This window comes from Kitasatospora sp. NPDC059462 (assembly GCF_042749955.1).
In the GTDB taxonomy this organism is placed as follows: domain Bacteria; phylum Actinomycetota; class Actinomycetes; order Streptomycetales; family Streptomycetaceae; genus Kitasatospora.
The window spans coordinates 25,364-49,324 of the sequence record NZ_JBHYUU010000041.1 but is presented as its reverse complement, the minus strand read 5'-3'; the positions used below and the strand labels follow the sequence as shown (position 1 = coordinate 49,324).

Annotated in this window: 20 protein-coding genes and 1 pseudogene; 8 read left to right on the top strand and 13 right to left on the bottom strand. The window is 75.4% G+C overall.

Annotated elements, in window-relative coordinates; all coding sequences use genetic code 11:
• Nucleotides 1–132 precede the first annotated feature (132 nt).
• The 5 genes from ACFXAM_RS13810 to ACFXAM_RS13790 all read right to left on the bottom strand — a co-directional run bounded on the left by ACFXAM_RS13810 (nt 133) and on the right by ACFXAM_RS13790 (nt 6,408).
• Nucleotides 133–954 carry a purine-nucleoside phosphorylase gene (locus ACFXAM_RS13810; RefSeq protein WP_380290701.1) on the bottom strand — a complete coding sequence of 274 codons (822 nt, stop codon included), beginning with the start codon at nt 952–954 and terminating at the stop codon, nt 133–135.
• Nucleotides 955–1,084: 130 nt separating this feature from the next.
• Nucleotides 1,085–2,173, bottom strand: a complete 1,089-nt coding sequence (locus ACFXAM_RS13805; protein ID WP_380290699.1) for an NlpC/P60 family protein — start codon at nt 2,171–2,173, stop codon at nt 1,085–1,087.
• A gap of 48 nt (nt 2,174–2,221) precedes the next feature.
• Complete coding sequence (locus ACFXAM_RS13800) at nt 2,222–2,704, bottom strand: poly-gamma-glutamate biosynthesis protein PgsC/CapC (protein WP_380290697.1); 483 nt, start codon at nt 2,702–2,704, stop codon at nt 2,222–2,224.
• Complete coding sequence (gene pgsB / locus ACFXAM_RS13795; RefSeq protein WP_380290695.1) at nt 2,701–4,101, bottom strand: poly-gamma-glutamate synthase PgsB; 1,401 nt, start codon at nt 4,099–4,101, stop codon at nt 2,701–2,703. The genes ACFXAM_RS13800 and pgsB overlap by 4 nt, the downstream gene beginning before the upstream one ends.
• Before the next feature lie 9 nt (nt 4,102–4,110).
• Nucleotides 4,111–6,408 carry a HAMP domain-containing protein gene (locus ACFXAM_RS13790; RefSeq protein ID WP_380290693.1) on the bottom strand — a complete coding sequence of 766 codons (2,298 nt, stop codon included), beginning with the start codon at nt 6,406–6,408 and terminating at the stop codon, nt 4,111–4,113.
• A gap of 224 nt (nt 6,409–6,632) precedes the next feature.
• Between ACFXAM_RS13790 and ACFXAM_RS13785 the strand changes: the two genes are divergently transcribed.
• The gene (locus tag ACFXAM_RS13785; protein ID WP_380290691.1) at nt 6,633–7,583 is read left to right on the top strand and encodes a hypothetical protein; all 951 of its coding nucleotides are present in this window, start codon (nt 6,633–6,635) and stop codon (nt 7,581–7,583) included.
• An 18-nt stretch (nt 7,584–7,601) separates the two neighbouring features.
• Here the strand turns inward: ACFXAM_RS13785 and ACFXAM_RS13780 are convergent, their stop codons facing one another.
• Nucleotides 7,602–8,039, bottom strand: coding sequence for a gamma-glutamylcyclotransferase (locus ACFXAM_RS13780; RefSeq protein ID WP_344331090.1), 438 nt, complete (start codon nt 8,037–8,039; stop codon nt 7,602–7,604).
• Nucleotides 8,040–8,116: 77 nt separating this feature from the next.
• On the opposite strand from ACFXAM_RS13780, the gene ACFXAM_RS13775 reads away from it, so the two are divergent.
• Both ACFXAM_RS13775 and ACFXAM_RS13770 read left to right on the top strand, forming a co-directional pair.
• Nucleotides 8,117–9,571, top strand: coding sequence for an NAD(P)H-quinone dehydrogenase (locus tag ACFXAM_RS13775; protein WP_380290689.1), 1,455 nt, complete (start codon nt 8,117–8,119; stop codon nt 9,569–9,571).
• 236 nt (nt 9,572–9,807) lie between these two features.
• On the top strand, nt 9,808–10,788 hold the full coding sequence (locus tag ACFXAM_RS13770) for a DeoR/GlpR family DNA-binding transcription regulator (RefSeq protein ID WP_380290711.1): 981 nt from the start codon (nt 9,808–9,810) through the stop codon (nt 10,786–10,788).
• Between the two features lie 149 nt (nt 10,789–10,937).
• On the opposite strand, the gene ACFXAM_RS13765 is transcribed toward ACFXAM_RS13770, so the two are convergent.
• From ACFXAM_RS13765 to ACFXAM_RS13740, 6 genes are all read right to left on the bottom strand, one after another.
• Nucleotides 10,938–12,710, bottom strand: a complete 1,773-nt coding sequence (locus tag ACFXAM_RS13765; RefSeq protein WP_380290687.1) for an acetyl/propionyl/methylcrotonyl-CoA carboxylase subunit alpha — start codon at nt 12,708–12,710, stop codon at nt 10,938–10,940.
• Between the two features lie 248 nt (nt 12,711–12,958).
• Nucleotides 12,959–13,735, bottom strand: coding sequence for a hypothetical protein (locus ACFXAM_RS13760; protein WP_380290685.1), 777 nt, complete (start codon nt 13,733–13,735; stop codon nt 12,959–12,961).
• A 162-nt stretch (nt 13,736–13,897) separates the two neighbouring features.
• Complete coding sequence (locus tag ACFXAM_RS13755) at nt 13,898–14,497, bottom strand: nucleoside triphosphate pyrophosphatase (RefSeq protein ID WP_380290683.1); 600 nt, start codon at nt 14,495–14,497, stop codon at nt 13,898–13,900.
• A 46-nt stretch (nt 14,498–14,543) separates the two neighbouring features.
• Entirely contained in the window at nt 14,544–14,669 is a 126-nt protein-coding gene (gene mmpB, locus ACFXAM_RS13750; RefSeq protein ID WP_380290681.1) for a morphogenic membrane protein MmpB, read from the bottom strand.
• Between the two features lie 277 nt (nt 14,670–14,946).
• On the bottom strand, nt 14,947–15,168 hold the full coding sequence (locus ACFXAM_RS13745; RefSeq protein ID WP_380290679.1) for an acyl-CoA carboxylase epsilon subunit: 222 nt from the start codon (nt 15,166–15,168) through the stop codon (nt 14,947–14,949).
• Between the two features lie 34 nt (nt 15,169–15,202).
• Nucleotides 15,203–16,792, bottom strand: coding sequence for an acyl-CoA carboxylase subunit beta (locus ACFXAM_RS13740; protein ID WP_380290677.1), 1,590 nt, complete (start codon nt 16,790–16,792; stop codon nt 15,203–15,205).
• Between the two features lie 247 nt (nt 16,793–17,039).
• Here ACFXAM_RS13740 and ACFXAM_RS13735 point away from each other — a divergent pair, with 247 nt between their 5' ends.
• From ACFXAM_RS13735 to ACFXAM_RS13720, 4 genes and pseudogenes are all read left to right on the top strand, one after another.
• Nucleotides 17,040–17,939 (top strand): biotin--[acetyl-CoA-carboxylase] ligase, encoded by a 900-nt coding sequence (locus ACFXAM_RS13735; protein ID WP_380290675.1) that lies wholly within the window; start codon nt 17,040–17,042, stop codon nt 17,937–17,939.
• An 85-nt stretch (nt 17,940–18,024) separates the two neighbouring features.
• Nucleotides 18,025–19,305, top strand: a complete 1,281-nt coding sequence (locus ACFXAM_RS13730) for an adenylate/guanylate cyclase domain-containing protein (protein WP_380290673.1) — start codon at nt 18,025–18,027, stop codon at nt 19,303–19,305.
• 405 nt (nt 19,306–19,710) lie between these two features.
• A pseudogene (locus ACFXAM_RS13725) lies at nt 19,711–20,853 on the top strand (diguanylate cyclase domain-containing protein); the annotation flags it as partial.
• A gap of 764 nt (nt 20,854–21,617) precedes the next feature.
• Complete coding sequence (locus ACFXAM_RS13720; protein ID WP_380290671.1) at nt 21,618–22,007, top strand: hypothetical protein; 390 nt, start codon at nt 21,618–21,620, stop codon at nt 22,005–22,007.
• A 13-nt stretch (nt 22,008–22,020) separates the two neighbouring features.
• Here the strand turns inward: ACFXAM_RS13720 and ACFXAM_RS13715 are convergent, their stop codons facing one another.
• Complete coding sequence (locus ACFXAM_RS13715; RefSeq protein ID WP_380290669.1) at nt 22,021–22,629, bottom strand: TetR/AcrR family transcriptional regulator; 609 nt, start codon at nt 22,627–22,629, stop codon at nt 22,021–22,023.
• Nucleotides 22,630–22,756: 127 nt separating this feature from the next.
• Here ACFXAM_RS13715 and ACFXAM_RS13710 point away from each other — a divergent pair, with 127 nt between their 5' ends.
• On the top strand, nt 22,757–23,947 hold the full coding sequence (locus tag ACFXAM_RS13710; RefSeq protein ID WP_380290667.1) for a macrolide family glycosyltransferase: 1,191 nt from the start codon (nt 22,757–22,759) through the stop codon (nt 23,945–23,947).
• Nucleotides 23,948–23,961: the final 14 nt, after the last annotated feature.

Sequence of the window (23,961 nt, the reverse complement as noted above, 5' to 3'; positions counted from 1 at the left end):
GGGGGGGGGGGGGGGGCGGGGGGGGGGGCGGGGGGGGCGGGGGCCGGGGGGGGGGGCCGGGGGGGGGGTGTGATCACCGGATCACACCCGCCCGGGGCCCCGTCGCTCATGCCGTCCGCACCCGCGCCGGCGTCAGATCCGCTCCAGGACCTTCGCCAGCAGCGCGCCCATGCGCTCGGCGGAGGCCTTGCCGGCCTCCAGCACCTCGGCGTGGTTGAGCGGCTCGCCGGTCATGCCGGCGGCCAGGTTGGTGACCAGGGAGATGCCCAGCACCTCGGCGCCGGCCTCGCGGGCCGCGATGGCCTCCAGGGTGGTGGACATGCCGACCAGCTCGCCGCCGATCACCCGGGCCATGTTGACCTCGGCCGGGGTCTCGTAGTGCGGGCCGCGGAACTGGACGTAGACGGCCTCGTCCAGGCTCGGGTCGACCTCGCGGCACAGCTCGCGCAGCCGCTTGGAGTAGAGGTCGGTGAGGTCCACGAAGTTGGCGCCGACGATCGGGGAGTCGGCGGTCAGGTTGATGTGGTCGCTGATCAGGACCGGCTGGCCGGGCACCCAGCTGGGGCGCAGACCGCCGCAGCCGTTGGTCAGCACGATGATCCCGCAGCCGGCCGCGGCGGCGGTGCGCACGCCGTGGACGACGGTGGCGACGCCGTGGCCCTCGTAGTAGTGGTTGCGGCCGAGGAAGATCAGGGCGCGCTTCTCGCCGATCTTCACCGAACGGATCGTGCCGGCGTGGCCGGCCACGGCGGGGGCGGGGAAGCCCGGCAGGTCGGTGACCGGGAACTCCGCCACGGTCTCGCCCAGGGCGTCGGCGGCCGGCACCCAGCCGGAGCCCATCACCAGGGCGACGTCGTGGCGCTCGGCACCGGTCAGCTCGCGCAGGCGCTCGGCGGCGGCCTGGGCGGCGGCGTAGGGGTCGGCGGAGACGACCGACTGAGGAGATGCGTTCACGTGTCCGAGGATAGACGGGAAACGGCTACGCGCGTAGAAATTCCTGGTACGACGTGCCGGATCGTTACCCGGACGGGCCCGGACGCACCGCTCGGCGCCGTGCTGCGGTCACCGCGCGCGGCCGGGCCGGTCAGAGCCGCTTGGCGCTGCGCAGCCCCTTGGCGTACAGCCCGTTGTCGTCCAGCCGGGCGGTGCCGCCCTTGTCGCCGAAGGTCGGCCCGTCCGCCTCCTCGCGGCTGGAGACGTACCGGGGGTGGCCGTCGGTGTCCAGGCCCAGGTAGATGCCGGTGTGGTCGAGCCGGGCGCCGGTGCGGGCGTCGATCTCGAAGAAGACCAGGTCGCCGGGGAGCAGCGGGTCGGTCGAGGCGGGCCGCACGGTGGTGTCCGAGCCGGGCACGGTGGTCAGCGGCAGCACCGGCACGCCCGGTCCGGTCCGGGCCAGGCCGTTGGCGGTGCGGGGCAGGCCGGGGCCGGGCGCGTCCTTGGACAGCAGCGGGTAGCCGGAGCGGTAGCCGTACACCATCCGGACGAAGCCGGAGCAGTCGAAGGCGCCGTAGCGGGTCCGGTCCGGGCGCCGGGTCACCTTGTCGGCGAAGGTGTACGGCACGCCGAGGTAGTCGAGGAAGTCGGTCTGCTCCAGGCGCAGGTCGTTGCCGGACGATCCGTCGGGGTTGAGCGGGCCGAACGAGGCGTCGCCCTTGAAGCGGACGCCCTTGCCGTCCCTGCCCTCCGGCGCGCCCGCCAGGTACTGGGTGGCGACGGCGAGCACGTCGTCCTCGGTGGAGCCGAGGTACCGGGTGAACCAGGTGCGGAACCAGGCCTCGTCCTGGGCGCCGGCCTTCCACGGCTGCGGCATCAGCCGCACCCAGCTGTCGCCGGTCAGCACGGCGCTGGTGGTGCCCGGTTCGGCGAAGGTGCGGCTGGGGCCGGTCAGCACGGCGGTGCGGGCGCCGTCCGTCAGCGTGGCGAGGATGCCGCCGCGCGCGTCGCGCACCACGGTCCGGTCGGGGCCGGCCAGCCGCTCGTAGCGCGGTCCGGCCGCCGCTGCGGCGGCGGTGCCGGCGGGGGCCGGGGCGGGGGCGGTGAGCAGCGGTGCGGTGGCGCCGGCCGGGACGGGGTGCGGGTCGCGCTCGCGCAGCTGGACGGTGAGGTAGCCGCTGGTGGCCAGCAGGGTGGTGGCGAGGGCGCCGCTGAGCAGGGACTTCCGGGTGACGGGCATGGCGGTTCGGGCTCCGGGGGTGGGGTGCCGGGTTCGGGTGCCGGGGGATCAGGCGCCGGGCAGGGCGCCGAGCAGCAGGCCGGCGGTGAGCACCACGTAGTTGGCGAGGGTGACGGTCGTGGTCGCCGTCAGGGTGGCCGCCCGGGGCTGGCGGACCAGCTGGTAGGCGATCAGGCCGGGGACGATGAAGCCCAGGGTCTGGTTGGCGTACAGGGTGGGCAGCTCGCGCTGCAGGACCAGCATCACGGTGGCCTGGAGCAGGACGCCGATCAGCACCACGGTGGCGAACAGCCGCTTGCCGTAGAGGATCACCAGCTTCTGCACGACCCGGGTGGCGAGGTAGGTGAGCACGGTGACGCCGACCACGATGGCGACCCGCTGGAGGTCCTCGACCAGGGTCAGCGCCAGCCAGCCGGGGGTGATCATGCCGCCGGGGGAGAGGTTGGTGGTCAGGTAGCAGACCAGCGAGAAGACCAGCCCGAGCGCGATGCCGATGGCGGCGATCTCGGGGGTGAGCTCGGTGGGGATCACGGCTGGTCTCCGTCGTGGCGGGGGTGGGGGCGGTCGTACGGTGCGTACGCGCCGTACGGGTCGTACGAGCCGTACGGGTGGTGGGGGTCGTACGGCTGGTACGGGGCGTCGGGGGCGGCAGGCTCGAACCAGGCCTCGGGCAGCGGCTCGGGGACGTGGACCGGTCCGTGCACCGGCTCGTACGCCGGCTCGTACGCCGCCGCGTCCGCGGGCTCGTCGTCCGGGGCGAGCCGGGCCAGCTCCTCCAGGAGCAGCTCGCCCTGGCCGTGGATGTTGCCGATCGCGACCAGCGAGGAGTCGGGGCCGAGCGCGTCCAGCAGCTCGGCGGTGAGCCGCGCCGGGTCCCGCCGGTCGCCGCCGAGGTCGACGACCCGCCCGCCCCAGCCGGCCGGGACGGCGTCCCGGGCGCTCCTGGTGGGGTGGCCGATCAGGAAGAGCGTGTCCGGGTCGAGGTCCGGCACGATCTGGCCCATCTGGCCGTTGCGCTCGACGCGGTCCGGGCGGCAGTTGACCACCACGTGCAGCGGCCGGTGGATCGCGCCCAGGTCCTCCAGCCGGCGGACGTTCATCAGCGTCGACCCGGGGTCGTTGGCGGCGAAGACGTTGGCGAACCGCAGCCGCTTGCCGTCGGCCGTCCGGTACCGCTCGACCGAGAGCACGCCCGGGTCCGGCGGCGCCGCCCACATGCCGCGCAGCGCCGTCTGCCGGTCCACGCCGAGCAGTGCGGCGACGGCCAGCGCGACGGCCACGTTCTCCTTGAAGGTGAACCAGCTGAAGCCGCGCAGCTCCTCGTCGCTGACCGACTCCGGGTCGACCTCGATCAGCTCGCAGTTCCGCCGGGCGGCCTCCTCGCGCAGGATGTGCGCGCGCTCCCGCTCGGCGGTGACGCAGACGCCGCCGACCGGCATCGAGCGCGACAGCGAGCGGGCGACGTCGTCCAGCGTCGGGCCCATCTCGGCGAGGTGGTCCTCGCGGACGTTGCACAGCACGCCGATGGTGGAGCGGATCAGCTTGGTCTGGTTGACCTCCTGGAGCGCCGGCATGACGGCCATGCACTCGATCACCAGCGCGTGCGGGCGGTAGGTGGCGGCGCGGCGGACGATGCCGATCTGCTCGACCACGTTGGCGATGCCGAACTTCCGGTGGACCGGCTCCTCGGTGGCGTCCGGGTGGATGAACCGGGCGGCGGTGCCGGTGGTCTTGGCGACGGTCACCAGGCCGCCGCCGCGCAGCGCGCCCGCGCACAGCCGGGTGATCGAGCTCTTGCCGCGGATGCCGTTGACCAGGACCCGGGTGGGGATCTGGTCCAGGGCGGCGAAGTGCCGGCGCTGTTCGACGATGCCGGCCACCAGCAGGACGGCGCAGCACGCCAGCAGGACGAAGTAGAGGAAGAGCACGGGTCCCTCTCAGAAGGCGGTGGCGGCGGGGGCGCGGTGCCCGGCGCGTTCGCGGTCGGCCCGTTCGCGCTCGGCGCGCTCCAGGTCCTGGCGGATCAGCTCCAGGCTGCGGGCGACGGCGCCGACCTCGTCGTGGTGGACGGGGTGGAGCACGGTGCGGCGGTCCCCGGCGGCGAGCGCCTCGGCGCTCGCGGTGAGCCGGCGCAGCGGCAGGCCGACGGCGACGTACAGCCAGCCCAGGCAGAGCGCGGCGGCGGCCAGGCCGAGCATGCCGGCCAGGACGGCGCGCCGGTCGGCCCGGTTCTGGTCGAGGTGCAGCCAGGACACCGGGTGCGCGGTGACGACGGACCAGCCGAGCCGGGCGACGGCGCCGCGGCCGCCGAGCGGTGCGGCGGCGAGCAGCACCGGGTCGCCGCCGGTGCGCACGACCTCGGCGGCGTGCTTCGCCCCGTCGCCGCTCACGGTGGACAGGACGCCGCGGGCGCGGCCCTCGGGGAGCTCGCCGAAGGAGGCGTAGGCCCCGTTGGCGGCGAGCACCCGGTGGCGGTCGTCGAGCAGCCAGACCCGGCCGAGGCCGGGCCGGTCGAGCAGGGAGCCGAGGAAGTCGGTGCGGAACTCGCCGACCAGCACCGGACCGGCGGGCGGCGCGTCGTCCGCGGGGGCGTCCACGGGCACGTCCGCGGGGGCGGCGTCGTCGGCGGCGGGGACGGCGAGCGGGGTCCGGGCGGCGATCCGGGGCTCCCTGCCGGAGGTGTTGAGCAGCAGCACGCCGCCCGGGCCGAGCGCCCCGGGGCCGGTGCGGTGCGGCTCCTCGCCGGCCCGGGCGAGCACCTCGCCGCCGGGACCGAGCACGTACAGCGCGCGGTAGCGCTCGTGCCGGGCGAGGGCGGTGCGCAGCAGCGTCCGGGCGTCGCCGACGGAGGCGGTGGCGAGTTCGGGGGCGAGGGCCCGCAGGTCGGCGTAGCCCTCGTTGAGCGCCTGGCGCAGCCGGTCGGCGGCGTTGTCGGTGCGGTCCCGCTGGCCGGCCACCACCTGGGTGGGGACGCGGACCTCGCCGTCGTTGCCGCCGAGCAGCAGCAGCGGGCCGGACCAGCCGAGCACGACGGCCGCGGCCAGGCCGAGCGGCAGCGCGGCGCCGGGCCGGCGGCGCCGGGGCGCGGGTGCCGGGGCGGCCGGCGGGCGGGCGGGGTCGAGCAGCTGGCGCCGCAGCTCCTCCAGGGCGCGGCCGATCCGTCCGGCCTCGCCGCGCCGCGGGCCGCGCACCGGCCGGTCCAGCTCGCCCCGGGTGAGCCGGCGGGCCTCCAGGAAGAGCCGCAGCAGCGGGCGCTGGAGGGTGCGGCGCAGGAACCACGCCAGCAGCAGGGCGACGGCCACCAGGGCGCCGGCGGCGGCCAGGCCGAGGGCCGGGTGGCGCAGTCCGGCGGCCCTGCCGTCGACGGTGCCGGTGGAGACGACGGTGAGCCCGAGCGCGGTGGCCGGGTCGTGCGGGTCGGCGGCGGCGCCGGCGACGGCGGCGTAGCCGGCCACCCGGCGCACGCCCCGGGGGTCGGCGCCGCCGGCCAGGCTGCCGGAGACGACCGCGCCCGGAGTGGCGGCGGGGGCGGCGGGGCGTGCGGTGACCCGGTCCAGGGCGGTGGTGACCAGCTGCCGGGCGTCCTCGTCGGGGAGTCCGGCGCCGGTGGTGTCGAGGACGGTGCCGGCGGTGTCGAGGACCTGGATGGTCTGGCCGTCGCGGGTGGCGAGCTCCGGCAGCCGCAGGTTGTCGGAGGCGACCAGCAGCGCCCGGCCGTCGTGGACGGTGCTGACCATCGCGAAGGTCAGCAGCCGGGTGCCGGCGGCGGAGGGGACGAGCAGCGGTGCGGGCGCGGTGTCGGTGACCCGGCCGAGGTCGAGGCCGGCCAGCGGGACGGTCTCGCCGCGGGCGGCGAGCAGCCGGCCGGTGTCCGGGCGGACGATCACGGTGCCGCGCCACTTGCGGTAGGCCCGGCCGAGCGCGGTGAGCACCTCGGCGGGCTCGGCGGGCGCCCGGTCGTAGCGGGCCGCGGAGCGCAGCAGGTCGGCGGTGTTCTCCCGCAGGCCCGCCCGCAGCGACAGGGCGGTGTCCTCGGCGGCGTACTGGTGGGACTCGCGGACCGCCTGCGGGGTGTCGTCCACCCGCAGGCCGCCGACGGTCAGCGCGGTGATCGCGGAGACGGCCAGCAGCAGGACGAGCAGCAGCGCGATCGGCGGGCGGATGCCCCCGAGCAGCGGCATGTCGGCCCGGCGGCGATAGCGGTGCTGTCGCGGCGGGGTGGGGGCCGTGCTCACGGGGGTGCCTCGTCGGGGGAGTCGGGTCGGGTCCGGTGCGTCGGGCGGCAGTGCGCCACCCACCCCTGGAGCCCCACCGCGACCGGGGCTGGGCCCGGCCGAAACCTCAAAAGCGTACGAACGGGTTCCGCTTATCGTGTCTCGTAATGATGTCGGATGAAGGAAGCTTCGATCACGATCTTTTCGATCATGGGGCTCGGGTCTTGCGCGGTAGGTTCTTCCCCGTGGAGAAACGGGATGCGCGACGCGCGGCGCGACGGCCGGTCACGGTGCTGCTCGTCCTGGCGGCCCTCGCCGGCGGACTGACCCTCGCCGCCCGCGGCTGGGCACGGGACCCGGCGGCCCCCCGTCCCGCCACCGCGTCCGGCCCGCTCGCGGTGGACCTCGTCGAACGGGTCGACGCCTACACCGCCGCCTTCGCCCACGGCGCCTACACCGCCCCGGACGCCGCCCAGCGCGGCGCCGTCGCCGACGGGGTCCTGGCGGCCCTCGACGGCCGCCCCGACCGGGCGGGCCCGCTGCTGGCCGCCGTCGGCTACCGGCTCACCGAGTTCACCGAGGCCGTCAGCGGCCGCCGCACCGCCGAGATCGCCGACGCCTCCGGCGCCGACCCGCGCGGCTGGGGCCGGATCTACCTGGACCTCTCCGCCCGGACCCGCTGGTCCGCGCAGATCCCGCACCCGGTCTCCGACAGCCGCACCGAGATCCTCGGCGCCGAACTGTTCCGGGCGGCGCCCGGCGGCGTCCTCGTCCTCGCCGGTGCCCACCGGCGGGCCGGGACCGACGGATCGGCGGACGTCGCCCACCGCGACGACACCGTCTTCGCCGCCGTCGTCGAGGCCCTCACCGGGCGTGGACTGCCCGGCCTCCAGCTGCACGGCTTCGACGAGGACAGCCTGCCCGGCACGGACGCGGTGGTCTCCAGCGGCGCCGGGGCGCCCGGCGAGGCCGCCGAGAGCACCGCGGCGGCCCTGGAGGCGGCCGGACTGGTGGTGTGCCGGCCCTGGCGGCAGACCTGCGGACGGCTCGCGGGCGCCACCAACGTCGGGGGGCGCCACGCCGCCGGCCTCGGCGTCACCTGGCTGCACGTCGAACTCGCCAACCCGCTGCGCACCGAACCGGCCCGCCGCGCGGAGGTCGTCGCGGCCCTGGCCGGTACGGCCGGGGCCTGGTAGGTCACGAGGCCCGGCAGGTCAGCAGGGGCGGCGGCGCAGGTCCAGGACGTAGTCGTCGGGGGCGCCGGCGCTCTCCGCCGCGTCCGCGATCAGGCCCAGGTAGCGGGCCGCCGGCAGGCCGCCCTCGTAGTCGTTCAGCACGTACGTCCAGACCGGCACGTCGCCGTCCAGGGTCTGCGCCCGCAGCTTGATCTTCCGGTAGATGCCGAGCTGGACGCCCTCCCAGCGGTCAAGTCCCTCCTCGTCCATCGGCGCCACGTCGTAGAGCGAGACGAAGACCTGGTCCTTCTCGTCCTCCACCACCGTGGCCAGCGAGCCCTCCCAGCCGAGGTGCTCGCCGCCGAAGGTGAGCCGCCAGCCGGACAGCCACCCGGTGCCGCGCAGCGGCGAGTGCGGAGCGCGGCGGGTCATCTGCCGGGCATCGAGGTTCGTGGCATACGCGGCGTAAAGGGGCATGGGCGAAGCCTACGTTCACCGGCCGATCCGACAGAAGCCCCGACCCCGGCGTGGCAGTGCTCCCGGCGTGCGGGACAATGGTTGACGTGACTCGGATCGTGATCATCGGTGGCGGACCCGGCGGCTACGAGGCGGCGCTCGTCGCCGCCCAGCTCGGCGCGGAGGTGACCGTCGTCGACCGCGACGGCCTGGGCGGATCGGCGGTGCTCACGGACTGCGTTCCGTCGAAGACGCTGATCGCGACGGCGGAGGTGATGACGACCTTCGACAGCTCGTACGAGGAACTCGGCATCATCGTCGCCGACGACACCCCCCACATCGACACCCCGGCCCGCGTGGTCGGCGTCGACCTCGGCAAGGTCAACCGGCGTGTGAAGCGCCTGGCCATCGCGCAGTCCCACGACATCACCCAGTCCGTCACCCGGGCCGGCGTCACCGTGCTGCGCGGCCGCGGCCGGCTCGGCACCGGCGGCCAGGCCGTGGACGGCTCCCGCGAGGTGCTGGTGGACGCGCCCGACGGCAGCGTGCAGTCGCTGCGCGCCGACGCCGTGCTGATCGCCACCGGCGCCCACCCGCGCGAGCTGCCCGACGCCCAGCCCGACGGCGAGCGGATCCTGACCTGGACCCAGGTCTACGACCTGGAGGAGCTGCCGCGCGAGCTGATCGTGGTCGGCTCCGGCGTCACCGGTGCCGAGTTCGCCGGCGCCTACCAGGCGCTGGGCTCCAGGGTCACCCTGGTCTCCTCGCGCGACCGGGTGCTGCCGGGCGAGGACCCGGACGCCGCCGAGGTGCTGGAGGAGGTCTTCCGCCGCCGCGGCATGAACGTGATGAGCCGCTCGCGGGCCGAGAGCGTCAAGCGGATCGGCGACACGGTCGAGGTCATCCTCTCCGACGGCACGGTGATCGAGGGCACCCACTGCCTGATGGCGGTCGGCTCCATCCCGAACACCGCCGAGATGGGCCTGGAGGAGGCCGGGGTCAAGCTCAACGACTGGGGCCAGGTCCAGGTCGACCGGGTCTCCCGCACCAGCGCCCCCGGCGTCTACGCGGCCGGCGACTGCACCGGCGTCTTCATGCTCGCCTCGGTGGCGGCCATGCAGGGCCGGATCGCCATGTACCACGCGCTCGGCGACGCGGTGCAGCCGCTGAACCTCAAGACGGTGGCCTCCAACGTCTTCACCGACCCCGAGATCGCGACCGTCGGCTACACCGCCGCCGACGTGGAGTGCGGCAAGATGGACGCGGTCGAGGTCAAGCTCCCGCTGCGGGGCAACCCGCGGGCCAAGATGCAGGGCATCCGCGACGGCTTCGTGAAGCTGTTCTGCCGCCCCGGCACCGGCATCGTGGTCGGCGGCGTGGTCGTCGCCCCGCGCGCCAGCGAGCTCATCCACTCGATCTCGCTCGCGGTGGACGCCAATCTGACCGTCGAACAGGTGGCCAGCGCCTTCACCGTCTACCCGTCGGTCTCCGGCTCCACCGCCGAGGCCGCCCGCCAGCTCCACATCCGCAAGCGCGACGAGGGCGAAAACTGAGCCCAGCGCGCTCAGTTGGGGGCGGTCGCGGCCGGGCGGCCGCCCGCCGCCCACCCCCGCCCGTCACCCGGACGGCGGGCGCAGTCCCGGACCGCCGACGGCGCGCATTGTACGGTCACGCGCCGCTCCGCTGTGAGCAATTCCCGCTACTAGCAGCAAACGCCTGAAAGCAGACGGTCACGCAGGTTACCGTCGGTTCTGTGTTTGCAGCAGAACGTCGCCAGTTGATCCTCGAAATGGTGCGCGCCAACGGAGCGGTCTCGCTCCGCGAGTTGGCCCGCGTCGTCCAGACCTCCGAAGTGACCGTGCGCCGCGACGTACGGGCCCTGGAGGCAGAAGGGCTCCTCGACCGCCGGCACGGCGGCGCGGTGCTCCCCGGCGGCTTCAGCCGCGAACCCGGCTACCCGCAGAAGACCCACCTGTCCGCCGCCGAGAAGAGCGCCATCGCCGATCTCGCCGCCGGCCTGGTGGAGGAGGGCGACGCCGTGGTGGTCGGCGCCGGCACCACCACCCAGGAACTCGCCCGCCGCCTCGCCCGGGTGCCCGGGCTGACCGTGGTGACCAACTCGCTGCTGGTCGCCCAGGCGCTCGCGCACGCCAACCGGGTGGAGGTGGTGATGACCGGCGGCACCCTGCGGGGCTCCAACTACGCCCTCGTCGGCAGCGGCGCCGAGCAGTCCCTGCACGGGCTGCGGGTCACCAAGGCCTTCGTCTCGGGCAGCGGACTGACCGCCGAGCGCGGTCTGTCGACCACCAACATGCTCTCCGCGAGCGTGGACCGGGCCCTGGTGCAGTCGGCCGCCGAGGTGATCATCCTCGCCGACCACACCAAGCTCGGCGCGGACAGCATGTTCCAGACCGTCCCCACCGAGACCATCACCCGCCTCGTCACCGACGAGCACGCCACCGCCGACGACACCACCGCCCGGGAGCTCGACGCGCTCGCCGACTGCGGGGTGCAGATCGACCTCGCGCCGCTCGGCGCCCCGCCGTCCGGTGACGCCCCGGTGCACGGCACCGGCAGCGGTCCCGTCCACCAGACCCAGCCGGGTCCGATGGCCCGCCGCCCCGTCCCGCCGCCCCCCGGCGGCGCCCCGCTGCCCGGCCAGCGCCGCCCCGGCGTCCACGGCCACGGACCCGGCCACGGCGGGCCGGCGGGCCCGGGCGGACCGCTGCCCGCCAGGCTCGCCGAACTCGGCCTCCAGCGCGGACGCTGACCTCCGGTCACGCCCGTCCGGCCCCGCACCCGCGCAGGGCCCGCGCCGCACCCTCACAGGACCCGCGCCGCACCTGATCCACCGCCGGAAACACGACCGGTCCGCACACCCGAAGGTGTACGGACCGGCGGCGGAGGACGCGGGACGCGTCAGTCCTTGATCTCGCAGAGCGCCGCACCGCTGGAGACGCTCGCCCCCACCTCGGCCTTGAGGCCGACGACGGTGCCCGCCTTGTGCGCGTTCAGCGGCTGCTCCATCTTCATCGCCTCCAGGACGACGATCAGCTCGCCCTCCGCGACGACCTGGCCCTCCTCGACCGCGACCTTCACGATGGTGCCCTGCATCGGCGACGCCAGCGTGTCACCGCTGACCGCCGAACCGGCCTTCTTCGCCCCCACCCGGCGCTTGGCCTTCGCGGCCCCGGCACCGGCGGCCGGAGCGGCCGCGACGCCCAGCGAGGACGGCAGCGAGACCTCGATCCGCTTGCCGCCGACCTCGACGACCACGGTCTCCCGGCCCTCCGCCTCCTCGCCCTCGCCGGCCGTACCGGCGAACGCGGGGATGGTGTTCTCGAACTCGGTCTCGATCCACCGGGTGAAGACCTTGAACGGCCCGTCACCGCCGTGCACCTCCGGCGCGAACGCCGGGTCCGTGACGACCGCCCGGTGGAACGGGATGGCCGTCGCCATGCCCTCGACCCTGAACTCCGCCAGCGCGCGCCGCGCCCGCTCCAGCGCCTGCTTGCGGTCCCGGCCGGACACGACCAGCTTCGCCAGCAGCGAGTCCCAGGCCGGGCCGATCACCGAACCGGTCTCCACGCCCGAGTCCAGCCGCACACCCGGGCCGGACGGCGGCGCGAACAGCGTCACCGTGCCCGGGGCGGGCAGGAAGTTGCGGCCCGGGTCCTCACCGTTGATGCGGAACTCGAACGAGTGACCGCGCACCTCCGGGTCGCCGTAGCCGAGCTCCTCGCCGTCCGCGATCCGGAACATCTCGCGGACCAGGTCGATCCCGGTGACCTCCTCGGTGACCGGGTGCTCCACCTGCAGACGGGTGTTGACCTCCAGGAAGGAGATCGTGCCGTCCAGCGCCACCAGGAACTCGCAGGTCCCGGCGCCCTCGTAGCCGGCCTCCTTCAGGATGGCCTTCGACGCCCGGTACAGCTCGGCGTTCTGCTCCGGGGTCAGGAACGGCGCGGGGGCCTCCTCGACCAGCTTCTGGTGGCGGCGCTGCAGCGAGCAGTCACGGGTCGAGACGACCACCACGTTGCCGTGCTTGTCGGCCAGGCACTGGGTCTCCACGTGCCGCGGGTTGTCCAGGTAGCGCTCGACGAAGCACTCGCCGCGGCCGAAGGCGGCGACCGCCTCGCGCACCGCGGAGTCGTACAGCTCCGGGATCTCCTCCAGCGTGCGGGCGACCTTCAGGCCGCGGCCGCCGCCGCCGAACGCCGCCTTGATGGCGACCGGCAGGCCGTGCTCCCGGGCGAACGCGACGACCTCGTCGGCACCCGCGACCGGGTCCGGCGTACCGGCCACCAGCGGGGCACCGGCGCGCTGCGCCACGTGCCGGGCGGTCACCTTGTCGCCGAGGTCGCGGATGGCCTGCGGCGGCGGGCCGATCCAGGTGAGGCCCGCGTCGATCACGGCCTGGGCGAAGTCGGCGTTCTCCGACAGGAAGCCGTAGCCGGGGTGGACGGCGTCCGCACCCGAGTCGGCGGCGGCCTGGAGGACCTTGGCGATGTCCAGGTAGCTGGTGCCGGGGGTGTCGCCGCCCAGCGCGTAAGCCTCGTCGGCCGCGCGGACGTGCAGCGCATCCCGGTCCGGCTCGGCGTAGACGGCGACGCTGGCGATACCGGCGTCCGAGCAGGCCCGGGCGACGCGGACGGCGATTTCCCCGCGGTTGGCGATGAGCACCTTGCGCACTGTGGCTCCCTTCTTGAACCTCGTCGAGTTTATGGATTCCTGGGCAGTACCGGCGAGTAGCCCCAGGTTGTGAACTATCCCACACGGAGGGTGATGCGCTCGGACGGGTGCCGGGCGGCCCGGCGGGAGTCCTCGCAGGTCGTGGCAGGTACGTCGACGGCGGCCCGGCGCTCGCGCTCGGTGACGGGGCGGCGTGGCGCGGCGGTGGTGTTGGCCACATCCGGTCGGGAGCGCTCCGAGCGCCGGGCTCAGGCGCCGGCGGCGGGTGCGGCGGCCCGGGGCGGCGGCCCGGCGGGCTCCGGCGGGGCCGGCGCGCGCTCCAGGGCCGGGGCGGTGACGTCGGCGACCCGCTCGACGACGTCGGGGCCGTAGGCGGCCGGGTTGACCACCTTGAGCAGCAGCGCGAAGGTGCCGTCCGTGCCGTACCGGCGGGCCAGCCGCCGGTGGTGGGTCACCAGGTGGCGGACCCCGGCGTGGTTGGCGATGCCGGTCTGGCCGGAGATCAGGAAGACCGGGCGGCCGTCCCCGGGGGTGGCCAGCCGGGCCAGCAGCACGTACTCGCCGGCCTGCGGATCGGCGGCGTAGGAGCGGCCGCCGACAGTGATGGTGTTGTCCGGGCGGGCGTGGTCGCTGGAGATCGTCACCCCGGGCAGGCCCCAGGCCAGGTGGGCGGCCATCCGCTCGTTGGAGACCGGGCCGCCGAAGCAGAGTTCGGTGCGGGTGCCGAGCCCGCGCGGCGCGGCGTCGTGGGCGACCAGGTCGGCGTGCGCGCCGCACTCCTTCACCAGGGCGGCCAGTTCCATCAGCGCGTAGGCGTCGCGCCGGGTGACCGTCCGGGGGTGCGCCCCGGCGCCGATGCTGCGGTTGACCACGATCAGGCACTCGCTGCCGGCCGGCAGGCCGAGGAAGGCCCGGGCCCGTTCCAGCCGGTGCCTGCGGCGCAGGCTCTGGCCGAGCCAGCCGAGCGCGGCACTGATCGCGCCGGCCAGCAGGCCCAGCAGCACGTTGAGCAGACCGTCGGTCATCCCGCCCGCCACCTCCCCCGTCGCGCCGGGGCGGTGGTGTCGCCCCGGATGCTCCTCCAGGGTGCCTCACCGCCGGCCCGTGGGCGGGGTGGTCGGCGACAATCGTGCCGTTCGTCCCGGCGGGCTCCGGCGGGGCCGGCGCCCGCTCCAGGGCCAGGGCGGTCAGGCCCAGAGATCGGTGATCCGCAGGTCCAGCTCGGCGAGCAGGGTGCGCAGCAGCGGCAGCGAGAGGCCGATGACGTTGCCCGGGTCGCCGTCGATGCCCTCGACGAACGGCGCCGAGCGGCCGTCCAGGGTGAACGCGCCCGCCACGTGCAGCGGTTCGCCGGTGGCGATGTAGGCGGCGACCTCGGCGTCGTCCGGGGTGCCGAAGCGCACGGTGGTGGAGGCGGTGGCGGAGGCCTGCCGGCCGCCGGCGGTGTCGATCACGCAGTGGCCGGTGCGCAGCACGCCGGCCCGGCCGCGCATCGACTGCCAGCGGGCCAGTGCCTCGGCCTCGTCGGCGGGCTTGCCGAGGGCCAGGCCGTCCAGCTCCAGCACGGAGTCGCAGCCGATGACCAGCTCCCCGTCGGTGAGGCCGGCGGCGACGGCCTCGGCCTTGGCCTCGGCGAGGACGAGCGCGAGGGCGCCGGGGGTGGGGGCGGTGAGCGCGTCCTCGTCGACGCCGCTGACCACCACGCGCGGGTCGAGGCCCGCCTGGCGCAGCAGCCCGAGGCGGGCGGGGGAGGCGGAGGCGAGGACGAGGGTGCGGCGGTCGGTCATGCCCACCAGGGTAGAGGGGCGCCCGGGGCGGCCCGTCCAGCGATCGTCAGATCATCAGCAGAACGGCGATCAACAGGGCGAGGACGGCGAGCACATGGCCGGCCCGGTGCAGCTTGCGCTGCATCCGCCGGGCTTCCGGGGAGGGCTCGTCGCGTGGGTCTGACCAGAGCATCGTTCCAGGGTGCTCCGGCGGGCGGCCGGAGCGCCTGAGTATCCGTACTCAGCTTTCGGGGCAATCCGGGCCTTGCCGGGCGCTCGCCGCGAACCCCGCGGAGCGGCGGCACCGCGAAGTCGCCCGGTGCCGCCGCCCGGTCTCGACGCCCGGTGCCGCCGCCCGGGGCCGCCGTGGGGAGCCGCTCCGCCCTCGTGCGGAGCGGCTCGGGGGGACGTGCACCCTGCGAGGTCGCCCGTGGCACCGCGCACGTCCGTCCGGCGGGCGGCGGCCGGCGCTACCCGGCCCAGCCGGAGGTGCGCCAGGCGTTGACGCCCGGGCGCGGGGTGGCGCGCATCCGGCGCGCGCGGTCGTTCCAGGCGGAGTCCGGGCCGGCGCCGGCCCGGCGGGCGGCCTCGGCGGCGGCCTGCGCGGCGGCGGCCCGGGCCTGGACCACCGCCAGGACGGCGGCCAGCTCCTCGGGGGTCGGCTGCCCGTGCAGCACGTGGATCGGGGCCATGGTCAATCCTCTCGCGGTCCTCCGGGGCCGGCCACTACAGCGGAATGTTGCCGTGCTTCTTCGGCGGCAGCACCTCGCGCTTGCCGCGCAGCGCGCGCAGCCCGCGGACGATGTGCCGGCGGGTCTCGCTCGGCGCGATGACGGCGTCCACGTAGCCGCGCTCGGCGGCCAGGTACGGGTTGAGCAGGGTGTCCTCGTAGGAGGCGATCAGCTCGGCCCGCTTCTCGTCGGCGCTCCCGGCCGCCTCCGCCTCGGCGATCTCCCGCCGGTGCAGGATGTTGACCGCGCCCTGCGCGCCCATCACGGCGATCTGCGCCGTCGGCCAGGCCAGGTTGAGGTCGGCGCCCAGGTGCTTGGAGCCCATGACGTCGTACGCGCCGCCGAAGGCCTTGCGGGTGATCACGGTGATCAGCGGCACGGTCGCCTCGGCGTAGGCGTAGATCAGCTTGGCGCCGCGCCGGATGATGCCGTCCCACTCCTGCTCGGTGCCGGGCAGGAAGCCGGGCACGTCGACGAAGGTGATCACCGGGATGTTGAACGAGTCGCAGGTGCGGATGAAGCGCGCGGCCTTCTCGCTGGCGGCGATGTCCAGGCAGCCCGCCAGGTCCATCGGCTGGTTGCCGACGACGCCGACCGGGTGGCCCTCGACCCGGCCGAAGCCGGTGACGATGTTGCCCGCGTACAGCGGCTGGGTCTCCAGGAACTCGCCGTCGTCGAGGACGTGCTCGATCACCCGGTGGATGTCGTACGGCTGGTTCGCCGAGTCCGGTACCAGGGTGTCGAGTTCGAGGTCCTCGTCGGTGACGGAGAGGTCCGCCTCCTCCGGGAACGACGGCGGGTCGGAGAGGTTGTTGGAGGGCAGGTACGACAGCAGGCTCTTGACGTACTCGATCGCCTCCTTCTCGTCCGTGGCCAGGTAGTGCGCGTTGCCGGACTTGGTGTTGTGGGTGCGCGCGCCGCCCAGCTCCTCCATCGCGACGTCCTCGCCGGTGACGGTCTTGATCACGTCGGGGCCGGTGATGAACATGTGGGAGGTCCGGTCGGCCATCACCACGAAGTCGGTGATGGCGGGGGAGTAGACCGCGCCGCCCGCGCAGGGGCCCATGATCAGCGAGATCTGCGGGATCACCCCGGAGGCGTGCACGTTGCGGCGGAAGATCTCGCCGTACAGGCCGAGCGAGACCACGCCCTCCTGGATCCGGGCGCCGCCCGAGTCGTTGATGCCGATGACCGGGCAGCCGGTCTTCAGCGCGAAGTCCATGACCTTGACGATCTTCTCGCCGAACACCTCGCCGAGCGAGCCGCCGAAGACCGTGAAGTCCTGGGCGAACACGGCGACCTGACGGCCGTCGACGGTGCCGTAGCCGGTGACCACGCCGTCGCCGTAGGGCCGGTTCTTCTCCTGGCCGAAGTTGGTGGAGCGGTGCCGGGCGAACTCGTCGAACTCGACGAAGGAGTCCTCGTCCAGCAGCTCCGCGACCCGCTCGCGGGCCGTCAGCTTGCCCTTGGCGTGCTGCTTCTCCACCGACGTGGCGGAGCCGGAGTGCACCGCCTCGTCGATCCTGCGCCGGAGGTCGGCGAGCTTGCCGGCGGTGGTGTGCGGGTCGTACGGCGCGTCGGTCATTCCGGTGGCTCTCCCTGCATCCTGGGCCGCGACCTGTTTTCGGGGGCGCGCGGGCCGGGTGGGGGCCGGCGCGGACGAGGGGTGCAGGGCGGCACAACGAACTACCGTCGAGTAGCGTAGCCAGGGCGGACGGCCCGCGTAATGTCCGGGCGTTATGGCCAGCGACACAGTGTGGTCGACGCCGGGGTGGGGGACGATGGGACGGCCTACGGCCTCCCGCGCCCGTCGCCGTTCTAGGGTGAGCCGCATGACCTCCGACACCCCCCGCCGCAGCGGACTGCGCGGCCTCGGCCATGCCGGGCCGTCGCCGTGGACCGACCTGGACCGCCCGCCGCTGGACGCCGCCGCGCTCCGCCGGGACCTGCTGAAGCCCGGCGGGCTCTGGACCTCGATCGACGTCGTCGAGGAGACCGGATCCACCAACACCGACCTCGCCGCCCGTGCCCGCGAGGGCGCCCCGCAGGGCGCGGTGCTGGTCGCCGAGGCCCAGAACTCCGGGCGCGGCCGGCTCGAACGCCGGTGGAGCGCCCCCGCCCGCTCCGGTCTCTTCCTCTCCGTCCTGCTTCGCCCGGACGAGGTACCCGTCGAACGGTACGGCTGGTTGCCGATCCTGGTCGGCGTCGCCGCCGCGAGCACGCTGCGCCGGGTCGCCGAGGTCGAGGTCGGCCTGAAGTGGCCCAACGACCTCCAGGTGGAGATCGACGGCGCGGAGCGCAAGCTCGGCGGCATCCTCACCGAGCTGGGCGGCGGCGCGGTGGTCGCCGGCCTCGGCCTCAACGTCTCGCTGCGCGCCGCCGAACTGCCCGTCCCCACCGCCGCCTCGCTCGCGCTGGCCGGCGCCGCCGTCACCGACCGGTCCACCCTGCTGCGCGCCCTGCTGCGGGAGTTCGCCGAGCTGTACGGGGAGTGGACGGCCGCCGCCGGCGACCCGCACACCAGCGGTCTGCTGCGCGCGTACGCGGACCGCTGCACCACGCTGGGGCGGCCGGTGAAGGTGCTGCTGCCCGGCGACCGCGAACTGCGCGGCGAGGCGGTCGCGGTCGACGGTGACGGCCGATTGGTGATCCGCACCCCGGACGGCACCCGGCGGGCGGTCGGCGCGGGGGACGTCGTCCACGTGCGCCCGGAGCCGCGCGCGGGGGAGTAGCCGGCGCCGCGCGCCGGGTGGGAGCCGGTGCCGTGCGCCGGGCGGGCGCCCCGTGCGTCCCCTTACCTCCCCTTGACCCGGGCGGATGCCCCGGATCGCGCGATTCCGTGCGAACATTCCACCTGGCAGCAGTGTGAGGCGCGCCACTGCCCGCCGGGTGGCGGGCGCGCCGGGCACGCAGGACACGAGGCGAGTGCGGCGACCGCACGGGGACGGACCGGTGGCAGAGGACGGCAGCAACGGCGGCGGCACCGGCGCCGGAGGCAACGGCGGCCCGGCGGGCTCCGACGACCAGACCGTCGCCCTCGACCTCGAACGCCTGATCCTGGACGCACCGCGCCGCTACACCCCGTACCAGGCCGCCCGGGCCGCCGACGTCCCGATGGAACTGGCCACCCGTTTCTGGCGGGCGATGGGCTTCCCGGACATCGGGCAGTCCCGGGCGCTGACCGACGGCGACGTGATCGCCCTGCGCCGGCTGGCCGGCCTGGTGGAGTCCGGGCTGCTGAGCGAGTCGATGGCGATCCAGGTGGCCCGGTCCACCGGCCAGACCACGGCCCGGCTGGCGGGCTGGCAGATGGACACCTTCCTGGAGAACCTCACCCAGTCCGTCGAACCCGGCCTGACCCGCGCCGACGTCGCCTACCCGCTGGTCGAGCTGCTGCTGCCGGAGCTGGAGCAGTTCCTGGTGTACGTCTGGCGGCGGCAGCTGGCCGCCGTCACCGGCCGGGTGGTGCAGGCCGCCGAGGACAACGAGATCACCAGCGGCCGGCTCGCCGTCGGCTTCGCCGACCTGGTCGGCTTCACCCGGCTGTCGCGGCGGCTGGAGGAGGAGGAGCTCGGCGAACTCGTCGAGACCTTCGAGAACACCTGCTCCGACCTCATCGTCGGCCAGGGCGGCCGGGTGATCAAGACGCTCGGCGACGAGATCCTCTTCGTCTCCGAGGACCCGGTGACCGCCGCCGGGATCGCGCTCGGCCTCGTCGAGGCGCTGGCCGAGGACGACACCATCCCCGCGCTGCGGGTCGGCATGGCCTTCGGCACGGTCACCTCGCGGATGGGCGACGTGTTCGGCACCACGGTCAACCTGGCCAGCCGGCTCACCTCCATCGCGCCCAAGGACGCGGTGCTGATCGACGGGGAGTTCGCGGCCGCGCTGGACCAGAACGGCAGCGTCGCGCCGCCCGACGCGGACGGCCCCGGGCTGGCCGAGGCGCTGTCGGCGGCGGCCGGGCTGCCGCCGGCCGGCCCGCCGGGCCCGGGGGCGGACCCCGCCCACCGGTTCAACCTGCAGCCGATGTGGCGCCGGCCGGTGCGCGGGCTCGGCCTGGTCGAACCCTGGCTGCTCTCCCGGCGGACCCCCTGACCGACCCGGGCCGTGGTGCCCGGGGGCCGGTGCGCCCGGCCGGGGGCGGTGCGACACGCCGAGGGGCGGACGACGGTGCGGCCTCGGCGGGTGCGAAGCCGCAAACGGGGCGAAACCGAACGAAACCGCCATAGTCTTGGTGCAGGCGCCCGGTGCGGCCGGCCGCAGGGGCGGCGCTGCCGGACGGGCGGGAGCGGGCACGGGTGTCCGGGCGGACCACGGTCCGGGCGGACCACGGGCAGCACCGGGCACAGGGAGCGAGGCGAGCCGGTGAGCAGTGAGGCGATCATGACGGACCGCGGCCGGACCCAGCAGCCGCCCACCGTCCCCGAGCCCGGGGCGGCCCCCGAGGACGGTCCCGCCACCGACGCACGGCTGCGCGCCGTGGTCGAGCTCGCCCAGGACATGGCCGGCGCCCTCACCCCGCTGGAGGCCGTCCGGGCCGCCGCCGCCCGGGCCACCGGGGCGCTCGGTGCGACGATGGCCGCCGTCTCGGTCTGGGACCGCGAGTCCGGCCGGCTGCGGGTGCTGGTCAACCACGGCGAGCTCGCCCCCGGGGAGGAGGAGCTGCCCGAGGACGAGTCCTACCCGGTGGCCGACTTCCCGGAGATCGTCACGTACCTGGAGGAGCGCTGGACCACCGGCCGGCTGCCCCGCGCCTGGGTGCAGACCGCCGACAACAGCCAGCCGCACGCCGGGCACGCGCACCCGACCGCGGGCGCGTACTGCCAGGAGCGCGCCGCCGCGCTGCGCCGGCGCGGCCGGGCCTGCTGCGTGGTCGCGCCGATCGTGCTGCACGGGCAGGCCTGGGGCGAGCTCTACCTCGCCCGCTCCGCCGGGATGCCCGCCTTCACCGAGGCCGACGCCGACTACGCGACCCTGCTGGCCGCCCAGATCTCGGCCGGTCTCGCCCAGACCGAACGCCTCGCCGATCTGCGCAAGCTCGCCTTCTCCGACCCGCTCACCGGCCTCGCCAACCGGCGCGCGGTGGACGCCCGGCTGGAGGCCGCGCTGGCCGCGCACAACCGGGACAACACCGTCGTCTCCCTGGTGGTCTGCGACGTCAACGGCCTCAAGCGGGTCAACGACCAGCTCGGCCACGAGGTCGGCGACCGGCTGCTGGAGCGCTTCGCCCACCAGTTGTCGCTGGCCGCCGCCAAGCTCCCCGGCAGCCTCGCCGCCCGGCTCGGCGGCGACGAGTTCTGCCTGCTCGTCGAGGGACAGAAGGCGGACGAGGTGGTGGCCGTCGCCGAGGAGCTGTGCGCGCGGGCGCTGGCCCTGTCCGAGGGCGAGGGCGTGGCCTGCGGCGTCGCCTCCACCGGTGACTCGATCGGCCCCGTCACCACCGCCGACCGGCTGTTCCGGCTCGCCGACGCCGCCCAGTACCGGGCCAAGGCCGCCCGGGCCGCCCACCCGGTGGTGGCCGGGCGCAGCCACGGTCCCGGGTTCGCCCCCGACCCGACGGTCCTGCTCGCCGACGCCGCCGACCCGCAGCACCGCGGCGACGGCCGCTTCCGCCCCGGCGGCCGGGCCGGGGCCGGGGACCGGCGGCGGTTCCGCGGCGCCGCGCACAGCGCCGACCCGGGGCAGCTGCTCACGGCGGTGCTCGCCGCGCTCGACCGGCAGGGCGCGGTGCGGGCCGTGCACCCGGCCGACACCATCGGCAAGCTCGCGATCGTCGCCGAGACCTCGGCCCGGCTGCTGGACGCGGTCGGCTGGTGGATCTCCTACGTGCCGCCCGGCTCGCAGCTGATGCGCACCGCCCGGCACGCCGTCTACCGGATGACCAGCGGGCCGAGCAGCAGCCGGGCGGAGACCCAGCGGGCCCAGATCGAGGCCCCGGACGCGGTGTTCGACCTGCGCCACTACCCGATGACGCGGCGGGCGGTGCGCGGCGGTGCCTTCGCGCTGCGTGCGGGCGCGGCGGGCAACGATCCGGCGGAGGAGGCGATGCTGGTGGTCTCCGGCTACCGGGGGATGGTCGCGGCCGGCGGCCGGAACGCGGCGGGCGGCTGGCTGCTGGAGCTGTTCGCCGACGACGCCACGCTGCCGCTCGGCCAGGTGGCGGCCGCGCTGCGCGCCCTGGTCGCGGTGGCCCTGGCGGGCCCCGCCTCGCCGCCGGAGGGCTGAGCGGGCCCGGCCGCCGGGGGCCGGGAGTGTGGCGCTTCGGTGACCGGTGTGTTCCGAGCCGGTCGCGGTCCGGTCGTGGGGGTGGGCGCGGCGGGGTGCGCGGTGGGAGGGTGTCGGCGGTCGGCGGGCCGTCGGGGCGCCGCCGGATCGGATGTCGGGGGTTGATTCCTGTGCGCGCTCGGTTGACGGGTCTGGTTCTCTCGGGGGTGCTCGCGTTCGGCGGCACCGCGCTGGCCGCGGCTCCGGCGGCCTCGGCGGCCGGCGCCGCGCCGCGGACGGCGGCGGTGAGCACGGTCGGCGCGGCGGGCACGGCGGCTGCGGAGGCGGCGGGCGCGCAGGCGGCGGGCGCGGTGGCGGGCGGCGCGGTCCACGCGGCGCAGGCCGGCCGGCCCGGGGCGGCGGCGGACCGGCACGACACCACCCGGCTGGCCAAGGACAAGTCCAAGAAGAAGAAAAAGAAGAAGGGCATCGGCAAGTTCATCGGCCTGATCATCGGCGTCGTCGTGGTGCTGGTGGTGATCGCCGTGATCATCGCCGTGGTGCTGGTGCTGCGGCGCCGCAGCCGGTCCTGAGCCGGGGCGCGGCTCAGCCGCCGGTGGGGCCGAGCGCGCCGAGCAGGGCCGTCACCACCCGGTCCGCGTAGCCGGCGTCCAGCGGTCCGAGGCCGTGCAGCCAGCGGTAGTACAGCGGGCCGTAGAGGAGTTCGACGGCGAGGTCGAGGTCCGCGTCCGCCCGCAGCTGCCCGGCCTCCCGGGCGGCCCGCAGGCGGTCGCGGGTGACCTCCAGCAGCGGGTCGAGGAGCCGCTCGCGGTACTCGCGCAGCAGATCGGGGTCGGTGAGGACCTCGGCGGTCAGGGCGCGGCCGGTGCGGTTGAAGGCGGGGTCGGCGAGTTCGAGGGCGGTGAGCCGCAGGACGGTCCGCAGGTCCTCGCCGAGGTCGCCGGTGTCGGGGAGGGCGAGGCTGCCGGAGGCGTTCTCGTTGGCGGCGAGGAAGGCGTCGAAGACGACGGCGCCCTTCGACGGCCACCAGCGGTAGATGGTCTGCTTGCCGACGCCGGCGCGGGCGGCGATCTTCTCGATGGTGAGCTTGCCGAAGCCGATCTCGGCGACGAGCCCGGCGGCGGCGGTGAGGATCGCCGTGCGGCTCTGCTCGCTGCGGCGGCTGGGGTCGGGGGCGTTCTGCTGTCTGGCCATGGCGGCCATCCTACAAATGTGGCGAGACGATCCGTATCGTCTTGACAGCGACTCCCGGGCGGAGCATGCTGAGGGAACTTCAGCGAGACGAACCGTCTCGTCTCGCACCATCGAGAGGAATCACGCGATGACCCGCCGCTCCGCCCACATCGTCATGGCCTCCATCCCGGCCCACGGCCACGTCAACCCGAGCCTCGCCCTGATCACCGAACTCGTCGCCCGGGGCCACCGGGTCAGCTACGTCAACGACCCGTCCTTCGCCGGGACCGTCGCCGCCACGGGCGCCACGCTCGTCCCCTACCCGACGGCGCTGCCGCTCGGCGACGACCCCTCGGGGTGGCCGGAGGACCCGGTCGCCGTCCAGGACGTCTTCCTCGACGACGCCCTGGCCATGACCCCGGTGCTCCGCGAGCTCTTCGCCGAGGACCGTCCCGACCTCGTGCTCCACGACATCGGCGCCTTCGCCGCCCGGGCGGTGGCCGAGGGCCACGGCGTGCCGGTGGTCCAGCTCTCGCCCACCATGGTCGGCTGGGAGGGCATCGAGCAGGACCTCGCCGGGGTGTTCGAGGCGCTGCGCAACGGCCCCGGCGGCCCCGAACACTACCGGCGGTTCGCCGACTGGCTGGCCGAAACCGGCGCCGCCGTCCGGGACGTCGAGCGGTTCAAGAACCGCCCCGAGCGCGCGCTCGCGCTGATCCCGCGGGCGCTGCAGCCCCACGCGGACCGGGTCGACCCCGCCCGGATCACCTTCGTCGGCCAGTGCTTCGGCGACCGCGCGCACCAGGGCCGCTGGCAGCGGCCCGAGGGCGCCGGGAAGGTGCTGCTGGTCTCGCTCGGCTCGGCCTTCACCGACCGGCCGGCCTTCTACCGGGAGTGCCTGGCGGCCTTCGGCGATCTGCCCGGCTGGCACGTCGTGCTGCAGATCGGCCGGCACACCGACCTCGCCGCGCTGGGCGAGGTGCCGGCCAACGTCGAGGTGCACCGCTGGGTGCCGCAGTTCGACGTGCTGGCGCAGGCCGACGCCTTCGTCACCCACGCCGGCACCGGCGGCGCGAGCGAGGGCCTGTACCACGGCGTGCCGATGATCGCGGTGCCGCAGGCCGTCGACCAGTTCGCCAACGCGGACTCGCTGGTGGCGCTCGGCGTCGCCCGGCGGCTGGACACCGACGACGCGACGGGCGCCGCGCTGCGCGCCGCGCTGCTGGAGCTGACCGGCGATCCGGCGGTGGCCGCCCGCCTCGCCGAGGTGCGCGCCGAGGCCCGGGCCGAGGGCGGCACGGCGCGCGCGGCGGACCTCGTCGAGGCGGAGCTGCGGTGAGCCCCGCCCGGGCG